This window comes from Propionibacterium australiense (assembly GCF_003666605.1).
In the GTDB taxonomy this organism is placed as follows: Bacteria; Actinomycetota; Actinomycetes; order Propionibacteriales; family Propionibacteriaceae; genus Propionibacterium; species Propionibacterium australiense.
Genome location: NZ_RCIV01000001.1, coordinates 422,732 through 437,981, shown reverse-complemented (window position 1 = coordinate 437,981; position 15,250 = coordinate 422,732). Strand labels below are relative to the sequence as shown.

Below are 15,250 nucleotides of genomic sequence, written 5' to 3'. Positions count from 1 at the left end.
TTGGAAAGGCTCCGCTGAGCGTGAACGGCGGCTGAACGGCCGGTCCTCGTGCCCGGGGGATGGTTTGATTGGGCGCGGGCCGGCAGGGGCCCGCGACGGTCCGACGAGCAGGAGGGTTCAGTCCTGATGAACATCCCGTCCATCTTCCGCACGACGGATGACCCGTTCGAACCTGGCCAGGGGCCCCGGGTCGTCATCGTCGGCGGTGGTTTCGGCGGCACCAACGCCGCCCGAGTCCTCGGCAAGGCCGGGGCCCGCGTCGTCATCGTCGACAAGAACCCCTACACGACCTTCCAGCCCCTGCTCTACCAGGTGGCCACCGGGGGACTGAACCCCGGCGACGTCACCTACCGGCTGCGGTCCTTCGCCGCGCGCACCCCCAACTGCCGGTTCCGGCGCGCCAAGGTCACCGGGGTCGACTTCGAGGGCCGGCGCGTCGAGTGCGACAACGGCGGCCCGATCGACTACGACTACCTGATCTTCGCCCAGGGCGTCGGCGCCAACTACTTCGGCACCCCCGGCGCCGAGGAGCACGCCTACACCATCTACACCCGCACCGACTCGGTGAGGACACGCGACGTCATCCTGTCGAACCTGGAGGCCCTCGACACCAACCCGCAGAAGAACTTCGACGTCATCGTCGTCGGTGGCGGCCCCACCGGCGTCGAGATGGCCGGCACCCTCGCCGAGATGAAGTCCGTGGGCATCCCCGCGATCTTCCCCGACGTGGCGATCGACCGGGTCCACGTCACCCTGGTCGAGATGGCCGAGCACCTGCTCATGCCGTTCGACGCCAGGCTGCGTCACTACACGCGCCGCCAGCTGCATCGTCGCGGCGTCGACGTCCGTACCACGACGGCCATCGCCGAGATCCGCGAGGACTCCGTCCTGCTGAAGGACGGCTCCACCCTGCCCGCCGACCTGGTCATCTGGGCGGCCGGCGTCGGGGCGCACAAGGACGTCGCGCAGTGGGGCATGGAACTCGGTCGGGGCGGTCGCATCCTCGTCGGCCCCGACCTGCGCGTCAAGGGCCAGGACCGCGTCTTCGCCATCGGTGACGGCGCGCTCATCGAGGACAACCCGCTGCCGCAGCTCGCCCAGCCGGCCATGCAGGAGGGCGTGTGGGCTGCCAGGCAGATCATCAACCTGGAGGCCGGGCGCCGGACAGAGAAGTTCTCGTACTTCGACAAGGGCACGATGGCCACCATCGGCCGCAATGCCGCCGTCGTCCAGATGGCCAGGTTCCATGGCCTGAAGATCGACTTCACCGGTTTCGTCGCGTGGATCGCCTGGGTCGCCCTGCACCTGTACTTCCTGCTCGGCGGGCGCAACCGGCTGCAGTCGATGATCAACCTCGCGGCTCGCTATCTGACCTTCAGCAAGCAGGCCTCGGGCATCATCGGGGACATCGTCGACGAGCGTCCCGACGCGGCCGGCGCGGGGGACGCGGCACGAAGCAAATCTGACTAGCTGTTATCCGGCCCCGCCGGGGTAGCATGGGTCTCCCGGGGCCCAGGGGTCCGGGCGCTGCAGGTGGAGGGGGTGCTGCCATGCCGACCGATCCCGATCAGTGGCCGCGCCATCAGCGCCGGCCCGCTGACTACGGCTACGACGAGAGCCGCTTCGGGGCGCCCTACGATCCCTCGGCCGGGCGCAGTTTCTCCCAGCAGTTCTCCGAGGCCCGCTACGGCCCGCAACAGGTGAGCCACGACGACGAGGCGGACTGGCCGACCAGCCCTGGAATCCCGGTCATCCCCGAGGCGACCAGGCCACCGAGCGTGCGGCTGACGGCGATCCTCTCCTTCCTCTTCGGTCCCTTCGGTGCGGCACCGGCATCCGGGGCGGCGCACCGTGCCCGCGAGGTGGGAGCCTCGTCGGGACGCTACTGGGTCGCCTTCCTGCTCGGCTGGCTGGCCCACCTGCTCGTCCTGACCATCGTGCTGGGCCTGCTCCTCGCCGGCGCGGGCAGCCGGCAGGACGCGGCTCCCGAGGCGACGGCGCCGGCGAACGCCCCCGCGGCCTCCTCGGCCGCTCCGAGCCCCACGCCCACGCCCACTCCGACGCCCACCCCGGTCGCCTTCCCCGCCGGCGCCACTCAGTGCAGCGACTCGGTGGCGGTCAACTCGTCGACCTCCTGCCAGTTCGCCCTCAACGTGGAGACCGCCTTCAAGGCGTCCTCCGCCGCCGAAGGCACCGTCCAGGTCACGGCGACCAGCCCGGTGACGAACAAGACCTACTCGATGTCGTGCGTGGTGGCGACCGGTTCGGTCACCACCTGCACCGGAGGCAACAACGCCGTCGTCTACCTGCGGTGAACCCCCTCACCCGGCCCCGTCCCGCTCGTGGCCTCCTGCGCCGGTCCCGGGCCGCCACGATAGGCTGAGCGCGTGGTTCTTCGCCCGGATGACCCAGTGACGACACGACACGACGATGACAGGCCGCAGGAGGAGTGCGGGGTCTTCGGTGTCTTCGCGCCGGGCGAGGACGCCGCCAGGCTCACCTACTACGGCCTGTTCGCGCTGCAGCACCGCGGTCAGGAGTCGGCGGGCATCGCGGTCTCGGACGGCTCCCAGATCATGGTCTTCAAGGACATGGGCCTGGTCAGCAACGTCTTCGACGAGGCCACCCTGAAATCCCTGACCGGGCACATGGCGGTCGGTCACACCCGCTACTCGACCACCGGTTCGAGTGTCTGGGGGAACGCCCAGCCCACCTTCGCCTCGACACCGCGCGGCTCGCTCGCGCTGGCACACAACGGCAATCTCACCAACACCGACGAGCTGGAGGACCTGCTGGCCAAACGTCTCGGGCGGTCCGGCGCGGGCGGGGTCCCGCACAAGTCCGAGATGGACTCCAGCAACGACACACACCTGGTCAGCGCGCTGATGGCCCTGGACGACGAGCCGCTGCAGGACGTCGCCACGAGCCTGCTGCCGCGCCTGGTCGGCGCCTTCAGCCTGGTGTTCATCAACGAGAACACCCTCTTCGCCGCGCGCGACCCGCAGGGCGTCCGCCCGCTGGTGCTCGGCCGTCTGGAGAGCGGCTGGGTCGTCGCCTCCGAGACCGCCGCGATCGACATCGTCGGCGGCACCTTCGTCCGCGAGGTGGAGCCCGGCGAGATGCTCCGCATCGACGAGTCAGGTCTGCACTCGACGCGCTTCGCGCCGGCCCGCCCCAAGGGCTGCCTGTTCGAGTACGTCTACGTGGCCCGGCCCGACACGATCGTCTCGGGCCGGCGCATCCACAACGTGCGGGTCAAGATCGGCAAGATCCTCGCCGAGGAGGAACCGGCCGACGCCGACCTGGTCATTCCCGTCCCCGAGTCGGGCATTCCCGGGGCCATCGGCTTCTCCGCCGCATCGGGCATACCCTTCGGCAACGGCCTGGTGAAGAACTCCTACGTCGGACGCACCTTCATCCAGCCCACCCAGTCCCTGCGCAAGATGGGCATCCGGCTCAAGCTGAACCCCCTGCGCGATGTCATCGAAGGGCGTCGGCTCGTCGTCGTCGACGACTCGATCGTGCGCGGCAACACCCAGCGCCAGCTCGTGCGCATGTTGCGGGAGGCCGGTGCCGCGCAGGTGCACGTGCGGATCGCCTCGCCGCCACTGGAATGGCCCTGCTTCTACGGCCTCGACTTCGCCACGCGCGCCCAGCTCATCGCCCCGGGCCTGTCGGTCGACGAGATCTGCCGGTCCCTCGGGGCCGATTCCCTGGGCTATGTGAGCCTCGCCGGACTGATCCGGGCCACCCACGTGCCCAAGGAGAACCTGTGCCGGGCCTGCTTCGACGGCGAGTACCCGATCCCGGTGCCCCACGGGGCGGCCACCGAGATGGGGCTCGACGCCGAGGAGGCCCCCGCGTCCTGCTCCAGCTACAGCAACGCCGAATTCGACCGTGGAGAAGATGAGTCATGACCCAGTCCGCCTACGCCCGTGCGGGCGTCGACATCCATGCCGGGGACGCCGCAGTCGAGCTCATGAAGGCTCACGTGGCACGCACCAGACGCCCCGAGGTCCTCGGCGGCATCGGTGGTTTCGCGGGCCTGTTCGACGCCTCCGCCCTGGCCTCCTACCGCCGTCCGCTGCTCGCCACGAGCACCGACGGCGTGGGCACCAAGGTCGCGCTCGCCCAGGCCCTCGACATCCACGACACCATCGGCTGGGACCTGGTGGGCATGCTCGTCGACGACCTCGTCGTCTGCGGAGCCGAACCCCTGTTCCTCACCGACTACATCGCCTGCGGCCATGTCGTGCCCGAACGCATCGCCGCCATCGTCGGGGGGATCGCCGACGCCTGTGTCGCGGCCGGCTGCGCGCTGCTCGGCGGCGAGACCGCCGAGCACCCGGGTCTCATGGGCGCCGACGAGTACGACATGGCCGGCGCCACGACCGGTGTCGTCGAGGCCGACGAGCTGCTCGGCCCCGAGCTGGTCCGCGACGGCGACGTCGCCCTGGCCATGGCCAGCTCAGGGCTGCACTCCAACGGCTACTCGCTGGTGCGCCGCGTCCTGCTCGAGGACGCCGCGCTGCCGCTGGACCGGGAGATCCCCGAGTTCGGCCGCAGCCTGGGCCTGGAGCTCCTCGAACCCACGCACGTCTACGCGGGCGAGATCATGGAGCTCCTCAAGGCCGTCACCGTGCACGCGATGAGCCACATCACCGGCGGCGGCCTGGCCAACAACCTCGTCCGCGTCGTGCCGGACGGCGTGCGCGTCACCATCGACCGGGCCACCTGGACCCCGGGGCCCGTCTTCGAACTCGTCCAGTCCACCGGCGGGATCAGCCAGGGCGACATCGAGGAGACCCTCAACATGGGTGTCGGCATGGTGGCCCTGCTGCCCGCCGACCAGGTGGACGAGGCCCAGCGCGTGCTGGACGGGTTCGGCCTGGAGAGCTGGGTCTGCGGCCGGGCCGAGTCCTGCGAGCAGGCGGCGAGCGTCGAGCTGACCGGCGAGCACCCGGGCAGCTGAGCCGATGTCGCCGCCGAGGGTCCGAACTGCTTGTCAGGATCGGGCAGGACCAATTGGTGACGACTCGAACTATTGGGTAGCCTAGGGCCCACGAGAGTTGTTCATCATGCCGCGGCACAGCCGCGAGGGACCAAGCGAGGAGGTCGACCCACATGGGGCGCGGCCGGCAAAAGGCGAAGCAGACCAAGGTGGCCAGGGACCTGAAGTACCGTTCGGTCGAGACAGACTTCGCTTCCTTGGAGCGGGAGCTCCGGAGCAAGCAGCATCACGACGATGAGCCCAGTCACGACAGGATTCCCGACAACTACGCCGATCTCGCGGCGAAGTACGAACAGGACATCGAGTCCGACTAGGGCTGCCTGAGCCCCGATGAGTGGATGGGTCCCCGACCCGCTGCTGGCGGGCTACGAAGCGCGCAGCTGGTCCATTCCCGGCGCACGACGCGCCGAGGGAGAACCCGAGGTGATACTCACGGCCACCCTCGTCCGCAGGAATGAGCCCCGTCATGCTCGGGCGGTCCTGTACCTGCACGGCTGGAACGACTACTTCTTCCAGACGCATCTCGCCGACTGGTTCGACGCGCAGGGTTTCGACTTCTACGCCGTCGAGCTGCGGCGCTACGGGCGGAACCTGGTCCCGGGCCTGTACGCGGGCTACGTCACCGACCTGGCGCACTACGAGTCCGAGCTCGACCGGGCTGTTGCGTTCATCCACGAGGACCATCCCGGTGCGCCCATCACCTTCATGGGCCACTCCACGGGCGGGCTGACCGGGGCCCTGTGGGCGTCCCGTCGCCCCGGCCTGCTCGCGGGACTCGTCCTGAACTCCCCATGGCTCGACATGCAGGGCTCGCCGGCCCTGTGGCGGATGCTCTCGCCGGTCGCTGCCGCCATCTCGGTCGTGAGTCCGCTCGCCGAGCTCGCAACCGGTGTCGACACGGGTTTCTACCGCCGATCCCTGCGCGCCGACGAGGACGGCGAATGGGACTGGGAGCTCGACCTGAAGTCCAATCCGGCCTTCGTCCACCGCTGGGGCTGGGGCAGGGCCGTGCTGGCCGGCCAGGCCCGCGTCGCCGCCGGCCTGCACATCGACACCCCGGTACTCGTCATGACGAGCGCCAGGAGCGACTTCTCGCGCACCTGGAACGAGGGCATGCACGAGGCCGATCTCGTGCTCGACGTCGAACGCATCTGCTCCGCCGCACCGGACCTGGGGCCGCTGGTGACGATTCGCCGTGTCACGGGAGGCGTCCATGACCTCGTCCTCTCGCGTGAACCCGTGCGAAGGCAGATCTTCGAGGAGATGTCCCGCTGGCTCGGTGCCTACGTGCTGCCGGCCGGCCTCATCGGGCAGTACCACGAGACCCTGCGCCACGATGGGGCCGGAACCGTCCAGCAGGACCCCGACGCCGGGGTGTCGGAGAGCAGGGGGGAGCACGGAGGCCAGCGGCCCGGCGGCGAGCGGAAACCGCGCAGTGCCGTGCCCGGGTCGGACGGGGGTGCCCCGGACGAGCCTGACGGCGGGGACGGCACGGCGGCGCAGGACGACCAGAGGGGATGGTGGCCCCAGCGGAAGGGCCGTCATGGCTCGTGGTTCAGGCGGCCCCGGACGAGTCAGGCGGGGGACGAGCCGGCCGAGAACACCGGTTGCACAGAAAACCGCGGCTGATCGGCTGCGGCTCGCCTCGGGGTGGCCAGGGGCGGGGTCGAACCGCCGACCTTACACTTTTCAGGCGTACGCTACTACCAACTGAGCTACCTGGCCTCGATCAGATGAGCGACCCTGATGGGACTTGAACCCACGACCTCCGCCGTGACAGGGCGGCGCGCTAACCAACTGCGCTACAGGGCCTTGATTCACTTGTGCGCCCCGCCTGAGCGGGCTCCACAACAATAGCGTGCCTGCCCGCAAAAGCCAAAACGGCTCGTCTGGGTTGTGGGCTCCTGGGGTCAATGCTAAATATGATTCTTATTCTCAAGAACTCTTCCTGGGGGCCTCGCGGGCGGGGCGGTCCACAGGACATGCTTAAAATAAGGTAAGGCTTACCATATGATGAGGAGGTCGCAGTGAGTGACGACGTCGCCGCTCAGGACACCATTCACCAATCGGCGCGCAAGGGGCTGGCCAACAGCGTCCTGGGTACGCGCAATCTCATGATCACGGCGGCACTGGCCGTGGTGGGTTCGATCATCGTGGTGGCGCTCACCTATGTGAGTGCCACGGTCTTCCTCACGCCCAAGGGGCTGTTCGTCGCCTGCGCGTTCATGGGTGCCTGGCTCATCCCCTATCTGCTGCCGGCCGTCGTCGTCCGCAAGCCGGGAGCCGCCCTCATCGCCGGACTCATCATGGGCATCATCGCGGCCTTCACCACCCCCTCGGGGCCGACGACGATCATCGGTAACGTCCTGGGGGCGCTCTTCGTCGAACTTCCGCTGGCGATCCTGCTCTACCGCGTGTGGAAGTGGTGGTCGTTCGCCATCTCCGGATGCGTCTTCGGCTGCATCAACGGCCTGCTCTACCTGCGCATAGCGCAGTTCGCCGTCGGCGGCGGGCTGTCTGCGGGGATCGTGGCCGTCTCGATCGTCTCGTCCCTGGCCGGTGTGGCGGCCTGCCTGCTCATCGGTTCCCTGCTCGCCAGGGCCGGGGTCGGCGCCACTCGACGCCGATGAGCGCCCTGCTGGCCATTCGGGGGCTCGGCGTCCGCTATCCCGGGACCGAGCGCTGGGTGCTCGACGCAGCCGGCCTCGACCAGTACGCGGGCCGGGTCACCGCCGTCATCGGTCCGTCCGGGTGCGGCAAGAGCTCGCTCGTGCGGACGGCCTGCGGGCTCGTCCCCCACTGCATCCCGGCCGACTACCGGGGCAGTGTCGTCCTCGACGGCACCGAGATGGCCGACGCCGAGGTCGTGCAGATCGCCACTCGTATCGGCTTCGTCGGACAGAACCCCGACGCGGCAGTCGTCGCCCGCAGTCTCCACGACGAGGTCTGCTTTCCCCTGCAGAACCTGTGTCTGCCACCGGATGAGATCGAGGCACGAGCCACGGAGGCGCTGGGCCTGGTCGGCCTGGGCGACCGGCCGTGGGACGACCCCTGGGTGCTCTCGGGCGGGCAGCGCCAGCGGCTCGCCCTGGCGGTGGCGCTGGCCATGAAACCGGACCTGCTCGTACTCGACGAGCCGACCTCGACCATCGACCCCGAGGGACGCGAGGACTTCTACCGGCTGCTGCCGCCGCTCATCGAACAGGGAATGGGCGTCCTGGTCATCGACCACGATCTCGATCTCATTCTGCCGATGGTCGACCAGATCATCGCCCTGGACGGTGCCGGGCGCACGATCGCCGCCGGCAGCCCCGACGAGGTCTACCGCGCCCATCGGGCAGAGCTCGACGCCGCCGGGATCTGGCTGCCCAGGGCACTGCGGCCGGTGCCGGCCGCCGCCCCACCGGGCCTGGGGGAGCTGTGCCGACACGACGTGGTGCGATATCTGGCCAGGGCCGACGGGCGGTGGCAGGAGATCGACCGGCTCGACACCGCCTCGCCGGAACACCCCGCCGGCTGCGAGCTGACCGGTTTCGGTGTTCCCGGACGCTCCCCGGCCGTCTCTGCCCGGCTCGGCGGGGGAGAGCTGGTCGCGTTGATCGGCGAGAACGGGGCGGGCAAGACGTCGTTGCTCGGCGCCCTGGCCGGTGTCGTCAGGGCTTCCGGTGGCACGGCGACGATCGACGGCACCCCGGTGAAGGCCGGGGACCCCCGTGTGGGCTATGTCTTCCAGAACCCGGAGCACCAGTTCGTCACATCGAGTGTCGGGGCCGAACTGGCCTTCGACGGTCTCGGCGCGGCGCAGGTCGACCGGCTGCTGGATCAGTTCCACCTGACCGAGTGCAAGGACCAGCACCCGCTCACCCTCTCCGGCGGGCAGTCGCGTCGCCTCTCGGTGGCGACGATGGTGAGTGCGGGGAAGAGACTGATCGCGCTGGACGAGCCGACCTACGGTCAGGACTGGGCCAACACCTGCGAGCTCATGGACTTCATTCATGCGCTGCGTGCCGACGGGGCGAGCGTGCTCATGGCCACGCACGACCTCGAACTGGCGGTCGAGCACGCCACGCACATCATCGCCCTGCCGCTGGGGGTGGAGCGGGACAGGCCGCCGGCGCCACCGCCGCAACCCAACGCATCGCTGCTCGGCTCGCTCAATCCGTTCGCCATGGTCGCGGCGATCCTGCTGCCGGCGATCTTCGTCGTCGCTCACCGCGATGTGACGGCGAACCTCGTCATCATGATCCTCGCCTCGCTGGTGATGGCCGCCTCACGCACCCGGTGGCGGCGCATCGTGGGCTCCATCGCCGCCGTCTGGCTGGTCGCCGCGGCCATGACCTGGGCGGTGTCCACGGCCATCAACCCCGATCTCTTCACCGGGATACGCAGCATCGGTGGCCCCGGCCAGGCCGGGACGACGATCGGGGCTCTGCTGGCCCTCGTCCTGGTCTCGGGCATCGCCACTGATCCCGAGGCAATCCTGCGGGCGGCGACCACTCGCCTGCACCTTCCGTACCGTCTGGCCTCGGCCGGGACCGCCGCCCTGGCCTTCCTGGCCAGGTTCCGGATCGACTTCCGGCTGCTGCGGACTGCTCGGGCGCTGCGCGGGGTCGGCCGCCGCTGGGGACCGCTCGGGCCGGTCGTCCGGTGGGCGAGTTCGATCGTCCCGCTGCTCATCATCGCCGTGCAACACGGGGAGCGGGTCGCGCTGTCGATGGACTCCCGGGCCTTCGGCGCCTTCGATCACCGCACCGAGCTGATCACCGATCCCTGGCGGGGCCGCGACACCGCGATCATTCTTCTCATCTGGGCGGCGACGATTGCCGTGTGGATACTGCTGTAGCAGGAAGGTTTCCCGCGGACATGACCCCTCGGGCGACGCGTGGCGGGTTCACGACCGCCATGGGAGCACCGCGGGTCCCGGTATCGCCGGCAAGGCGGCCGGGACCCGCGGAGGTGCTCAGGACTGCCCGGGCGGGCTCACAGCAGCGAGCGGTACAACGCCTCGATGTCCTCGCGGGTTGCCGGACGCGGGTTGCCGGGCGTGCACACGTCCGCGAACGCGTCCTCGGTCAGGGCCGCGATGCCTGACTCGTCCACGCCCACCTCGCTGATGCGGGTCGGGTTGCCCAGATCGCGGGTCAGCTGGGCGACGGCCTCGACGGCCGCGGCGCGCGCCTGCTCCAGCGGCATCGTCTGGGCGTCCGCCACGCCGAAGGCCTCGGCGATGTCGCGGTACTTCTCGCCGGTGTACTCGGCGTTGAACGCCATGACGGGGGCGAGCAGGATGCCGTTGGCGACCCCGTGCGGGGCGTTGTAGCGTCCGCCCAGCGGGTGCGCCATGCCGTGCACGAGCCCCAGGCCGACATTGGAGTAGGCCATGCCGTTGATGTAGGCGGCCAGGCCCATCTGCTCCACCGCGTCGGTGTCGCCCTCGGCGGCCTTGCGCAGGTTCTTGGCGATCATCTGGATGGAGCGCAGGCACAGGGCGTCGGACAGTGCCCAGGCGCCCGGGGTGATGTAGCCCTCGATGGCGTGGGTGAGCGCGTCCAGCCCGGTGGCGACCTTCAGGCTCCGCGGCATGCCGTCCATGAGGTCGGGGTCGACGACGGCGATCACCGGGATGTCGTGCGGGTCCACGCACACGAATTTGCGCTGCTTGGCGGTGTCGGTGATGACGTAGTTGATGGTCGTCTCCGAGGCCGTGCCCGCCGTGGTGGGCACCCCGATGATCGGCGTGCCCGGGTTCTTCGTGGGGGAGAGGCCCTCCAGGCTCAGCACGTCGGCGAACTCCGGGTTGGTGGCGATCACCGAGATCGCCTTGCAGGTGTCCTGCGGGCTGCCTCCGCCCAGGCCGATGAGGATGTCGGCGCCCGAGTCGCGGAAGGCCGCCAGGCCGGCCTGGACCTTCTCCACCGGCGGGTTCGGCACGACGTCGGAGAAGACCTCCCAGGCGATGCCGGCGCCGTCGAGCAGGTCGGTGATGCGGGTGGCGGTCCCGTTCTCGGTGAGGACCGGGTCGGTGACGATGAAGGCCTTGCTCAGGCCACGAGCGCTGATCTCGGTGGGGATGTTGGCTATGGCTCCCCGGCCGAAGTGGCCCGTCTGGTTAAAGATCATGCGGTAGGTCATGAGAACGCTCCCCTGGTGTGGCTGCCGGTGTCGTGTGCGCGGGGGCAGGATCCGCCATGGATCTGCGCCGCAGTTGAATCGTGGCACACGGCCTCGTGCGGCGGAAGACCTTCAGTCCCGCGTGCGTGGCCACGTCCCGGCGAACGAATCGGGCGGCACCGTGTGGTGCCGCCCGATGCGGGTATCCCCAACGGAATTCGAATCCGTGTTACCACCTTGAAAGGGTGGGGTCCTAGGCCGCTAGACGATGGGGACTCGCGACGAACATGGTAGCGGCTCGGCCGCCCGGAGAGAAATACCGGGCGGCTCGAGCCGCTCACCGCGTCACTGCCGGCCTCGGCGGCCGAGCCCGCCTCAGCCGACGATGCGCACCATCGCCGAGATCGGGGCCATGTCGTACAGCCCGGAGATGACGATGCCGGTGCTCTCGTTCTGGGCGTTCAGCACCAGGCCGTCACCGATGTACATGCCGACGTGACCGTTGTCGTAGTAGAACACCAGGTCGCCGGGCCGCAGGTCATCGGTCGAGTAGACCGGCGTACCGGCGTTCACCTGATCCCAGGTGACGCGCGGGATCGAGATGCCGGCGGCCGCGTAGGCGGCCTGCATCAGGCCGGAGCAGTCGTAGCCGACCGGGCCGGTGCCGCCCCACACGTAGGGCCCGCCCAGCTTGGAGTAGGCGAAGTCGATCGCGGTCTGGACGGCATCGGCGCTGCTGTGGCTGACCGCCTCGGGCTGGGTGGGCGCCGCGTTCTCGGTCTCGTCGTAGGGCGCCACCTCGGTGTCGGAGACGTAGGCGCTGTTGACCCATCGGGAGACCCCGCCGTAGATGATCTCGGTCCAGTCGCCGTTGGTGACGCCGGTGGCCTCGATGGTGTCGCCCTGGTCGAGGACGTCGACGACCGAGTAGTCGAGGCCGGGTCCGGTGCGGACGTTGACGTCATCGGCGGCCCACTTGGTGGTCGTGGCCGGGGTGCTCTCCTGCGCGGGGGCCTGCTCGACGGGCGGTTCCTCGGCGGGAGCCACCTCCTGGGCGGGAGCGGCCTCCTCCTCAGCCGGTGCCGCCGGCTCCTCGGCGGGTGCCTCCGCGTCCTCGGTCGAGGTGGTGCTCGCGACGAGCGCGATGGTCGTTGGATCGGTGACGTAGCGCGAGTAGTTCGCGGCCACCCAGGCGTCCTGACCGTTGAAGTCCACGGGCACCCAGCCGGCGAACGGAGTGCCGGTGACGGTGACCTCGTCGCCCGGGTAGAGCATGCCGATCGAGGTGAAGGCGGTGCTCGTGCCGGTGCGGACCCACAGGTAGTCCTGCGAGATGGCGCTGGTGATGGTGCCGGCCGAGCCGTCACCGGCATCGGCGAGCAGGCTCGTGGCGATCCAGCCCGCGCGTCCGTAGTAGTTGACGGGCGTCCACTCGCCGACCGGGTCACCGGTGATCGAGACCGTGGTGCCCTCGGACAGGGTGCCCATGATCCAGCTGGTCGGATCCGCGTCGGAACGGACGTAGGCGTCGGCCGTCGTGGTGGCGCTGCCCACCGTGGTGTCCGTCGTGATGACGGTGGTGCTGGACACGTACTGGGCCTGCACCCATGCATTCGTGCCGTTGTAGATGATCGGCAGCCAGCCGTCCTGCTCGACGCCGCGCTGGGTGACGGTGTCGCCGGCCGAGAGCACGGCGACGATCTCGCCGTTCGTGTCGGGCGAGGTGCGCACGTTCACGTCGGTCGTCGCGGACAGATCCGAGTAGTCGGCCTGTGCCAGCGGGCTCAGAACGAGTCCCGCGGTGGCCAGACTGGCAGCCACCAGCGACGATGTGACGGCGACACGAGCCGTTTTCGCGAAGGGGTTGTTCACTGCTGGTCCTTCCCGCGGCCTTGGACGAGCCGCGTGTGTGTGAGGTCGTGTGCCCTGAGGCTGGGCGTCTTCCCCGACGACTCGTGGCCGTCACGCCGGGGCCCCAGGGCTGGAAGGAACTTAGGCAGATGTCCGAATGCCCCACAAGACACCTGAAGGGTCGGTTGAGGGTTCGGACACGTCCTCGCAGGCCGTGGGCCGGCGCCCCGCAGCACGCTGGACCGTTCCTCCTGAATAAGGTTTTGACTAGGTACTTTCTTTCATCTCCGGGGTTATGGCGGCGGGCGTCTGAAAGGATGCTGAAAGCCGGCTGAAGGATGTCGTCCCCCGGTCTCAAGCCGAGGTTGAGGTTGAGTCTTCGCCGTCCCGGGCCGGGCGTGCCGGCGATGGCACCCGACGCCCGCCGTTCGCGGTGCCGCCGGTGGGGCGAGCGGCTAGTATGAGTCCTGCCTCCATAGCTCAGCTGGCAGAGCAAGGGACTTTTAATCCTTGGGTCCGGGGTTCGAGCCCCCGTGGGGGCACTGGTCCCGCGCATCGTTCGTGGTCGGTCGCCCGCCCGTCGACGGCGGCTCCGCCGGAAGGGCTGCGGGTCGGGGCGTCCGGATGCCCTCGGCTCCCCGGGGCGGACCGCGCGATCCGCCACGGGTCAGGGCGATTCTCGACGTGGAACGGGCCGTGCTGGCGCTGGCGAGACGCAGGAAAGTGTCCACATTGCAGAATATGTGCCATGGGCTTGGCCGTGGCGGTGTTCTGCGCGATAGACTGAGGCGACTGCGGTCTGTTCCGGGCGAGTGGCCAGCGGTTTTCTCGTCCTTCGCGACGGCAGTCACTGGGAGGTCTGGGCACGAGATCCCCCATGGGTTCTGGCGTCATCGCCATCACCTGGAACCCTGGGAATTCGTGACTCAGGTTTTCCGTGAGGGCTGTGCGGCTGCTGAGGTTCTCCCCTGAATGAGCTCTGAACCTGGACGCCACACGGTTGATGTACACCCCGGCACATGCTCGGACGAAGTCGGGCGCTGAACGGTGGAACGGTCAATGGCCGTCCGCCGGTTGCCGCTGACTCGTGCGAGCGAACGAAAGAGCCATATGACAGGCAGGGCAGGAAAGGCGAGGCATCCCAGGCGTGCCGTCGTCGGCGCAATCGTCTGCGCACTCCTGCTGGCCGGTTCGGGTACCGCCCTCGGAGTCCACCAGTACAACACCAACCTGACGAACGACTGCGCCGCCGCCATCAGCGCCGCAGACCAGGCCATCGACGACTACGTGGCCACGGTCGCCGCGACCAAGTCGATCCTCGAGAAGGCCGACAACACGCCCGGCTACAAGGACAGCGAGGGCGCCGACGGACTCATCGCCGGGGTCTCCGGTGCGGACCGGCAGGTGCGCATGGACCTGACCTGCACCAGCCGGGACCAGCTGGACGCCCTGCGCGGCGCCACGTCGGATTTCACCGCAAGGAAGGACGCCCTCGCCACGGACAGTCTTCGCCTGTCGGTGTCGATCTCCTCGTACCAGAACGCGAAGGCGGCCGACGAACTGCGATCCGAGATCAAGGCGGCCTGGACCGTGTACGACGACTCGGCCAGCCAGCTGCCCGACGACGGGGTGCGCGAGGACCTCAAGACCAAGATCGAGGAGGCCACCGCGCTGTGCGATGCCGCGCCCGGGATCCGCGACCAGGGCATCACCGACAACGACCCCGATCCGATCGACGAGTCCACGCGGGCGATGGGTGCCGTGAAACTCGAGCTGTCCACCACCAAGAAGGACACGGCCGAGGCGGCCGGCATCGCCGCCGAGAAGGCCGCCGAGCAGGCCGCTGCCGAGCAGAAGGAGGACTCCTCCGCCGAAGAGGATTCCTCCAGCAGGCAGGCCGAGGGCGTCGGGAACAGCGCCGGAACGAATACCGGCCCCAGTCTTCCGGCGCCCCATCACGATGACGATGACGACGACGATGATGATGACGACGACGATGACGACGGCCCGAGTGAGAACAGCCGGAGCAATTCCAATCGCAGTCGGTCGCGCAACGGGGACTACTGCGGTTGGATCTGGGTTCCCTACGATTACTACGACTGGTGGCGAGGCTACTGGGTCCGAGGGGGCTACTGGGATTGGCGTTGCCAGTGATGGTCCGGATCCGTGTCGTGGCATGGTCCCATCGGCACGGTGACCACGGTGGTGGAAAGCCGTCGGCTCTTCTGGCCGGCCGGGCCGCAAGCCTTTCAGCCCGGCCCTTGAGGAACCCGCGTC

11 protein-coding genes and 4 tRNA genes are annotated in these 15,250 nt (G+C 69.1%); 10 read left to right on the top strand and 5 right to left on the bottom strand.

The genetic code is table 11. The annotated features are described in order from the left end of the window. The first annotated feature begins 126 nt into the window (after positions 1-126). The 6 genes from D9T14_RS02045 (at position 127) to D9T14_RS02020 (ending at position 6,640) form a co-directional block, all read left to right on the top strand. Positions 127-1,470, top strand: coding sequence for an NAD(P)/FAD-dependent oxidoreductase (locus tag D9T14_RS02045; protein WP_119160912.1), 1,344 nt, complete (start codon positions 127-129; stop codon positions 1,468-1,470). Between the two features lie 80 nt (positions 1,471-1,550). After that, positions 1,551-2,315 carry a hypothetical protein gene (locus tag D9T14_RS02040; protein ID WP_119160913.1) on the top strand — a complete coding sequence of 255 codons (765 nt, stop codon included), beginning with the start codon at positions 1,551-1,553 and terminating at the stop codon, positions 2,313-2,315. Between the two features lie 72 nt (positions 2,316-2,387). Beyond that, positions 2,388-3,917 carry an amidophosphoribosyltransferase gene (gene purF, locus D9T14_RS02035; protein ID WP_119160914.1) on the top strand — a complete coding sequence of 510 codons (1,530 nt, stop codon included), beginning with the start codon at positions 2,388-2,390 and terminating at the stop codon, positions 3,915-3,917. Then, positions 3,914-4,972 carry a phosphoribosylformylglycinamidine cyclo-ligase gene (purM, locus tag D9T14_RS02030; protein ID WP_119160915.1) on the top strand — a complete coding sequence of 353 codons (1,059 nt, stop codon included), beginning with the start codon at positions 3,914-3,916 and terminating at the stop codon, positions 4,970-4,972. The genes purF and purM overlap by 4 nt, the downstream gene beginning before the upstream one ends. A 152-nt stretch (positions 4,973-5,124) precedes the next feature. Beyond that, positions 5,125-5,325 (top strand): DUF3073 domain-containing protein, encoded by a 201-nt coding sequence (locus tag D9T14_RS02025; protein ID WP_119160916.1) that lies wholly within the window; start codon positions 5,125-5,127, stop codon positions 5,323-5,325. A 16-nt stretch (positions 5,326-5,341) separates the two neighbouring features. After that, positions 5,342-6,640 (top strand): alpha/beta hydrolase, encoded by a 1,299-nt coding sequence (locus D9T14_RS02020; RefSeq protein ID WP_119160917.1) that lies wholly within the window; start codon positions 5,342-5,344, stop codon positions 6,638-6,640. Positions 6,641-6,662: 22 nt separating this feature from the next. Here the strand turns inward: D9T14_RS02020 and D9T14_RS02015 are convergent. Then, a tRNA-Phe gene (locus D9T14_RS02015) sits at positions 6,663-6,736 on the bottom strand. Positions 6,737-6,749: 13 nt separating this feature from the next. Beyond that, positions 6,750-6,823: transfer RNA gene (locus tag D9T14_RS02010), tRNA-Asp, on the bottom strand. Between the two features lie 215 nt (positions 6,824-7,038). Between D9T14_RS02010 and D9T14_RS02005 the strand changes: the two genes are divergently transcribed. Both D9T14_RS02005 and D9T14_RS02000 read left to right on the top strand, forming a co-directional pair. Beyond that, positions 7,039-7,641, top strand: coding sequence for an ECF transporter S component (locus tag D9T14_RS02005; RefSeq protein WP_119160918.1), 603 nt, complete (start codon positions 7,039-7,041; stop codon positions 7,639-7,641). After that, positions 7,638-9,854, top strand: coding sequence for an ATP-binding cassette domain-containing protein (locus D9T14_RS02000; protein WP_119160919.1), 2,217 nt, complete (start codon positions 7,638-7,640; stop codon positions 9,852-9,854). The genes D9T14_RS02005 and D9T14_RS02000 overlap by 4 nt, the downstream gene beginning before the upstream one ends. Before the next feature lie 137 nt (positions 9,855-9,991). Here D9T14_RS02000 and fucO read toward each other — a convergent pair whose 3' ends face one another. The 3 genes from fucO to D9T14_RS01985 all read right to left on the bottom strand — a co-directional run bounded on the left by fucO (position 9,992) and on the right by D9T14_RS01985 (position 12,994). Beyond that, positions 9,992-11,131 carry a lactaldehyde reductase gene (gene fucO / locus D9T14_RS01995; RefSeq protein WP_259340963.1) on the bottom strand — a complete coding sequence of 380 codons (1,140 nt, stop codon included), beginning with the start codon at positions 11,129-11,131 and terminating at the stop codon, positions 9,992-9,994. 194 nt (positions 11,132-11,325) lie between these two features. Next, a tRNA-Glu gene (locus D9T14_RS01990) sits at positions 11,326-11,398 on the bottom strand. A 99-nt stretch (positions 11,399-11,497) separates the two neighbouring features. After that, on the bottom strand, positions 11,498-12,994 hold the full coding sequence (locus D9T14_RS01985) for a C40 family peptidase (protein ID WP_119160921.1): 1,497 nt from the start codon (positions 12,992-12,994) through the stop codon (positions 11,498-11,500). A gap of 448 nt (positions 12,995-13,442) precedes the next feature. Here D9T14_RS01985 and D9T14_RS01980 point away from each other — a divergent pair. Both D9T14_RS01980 and D9T14_RS01975 read left to right on the top strand, forming a co-directional pair. Beyond that, a tRNA-Lys gene (locus D9T14_RS01980) sits at positions 13,443-13,515 on the top strand. Between the two features lie 568 nt (positions 13,516-14,083). Further along, positions 14,084-15,127 (top strand): hypothetical protein, encoded by a 1,044-nt coding sequence (locus D9T14_RS01975; protein WP_119160922.1) that lies wholly within the window; start codon positions 14,084-14,086, stop codon positions 15,125-15,127. Positions 15,128-15,250: the final 123 nt, after the last annotated feature.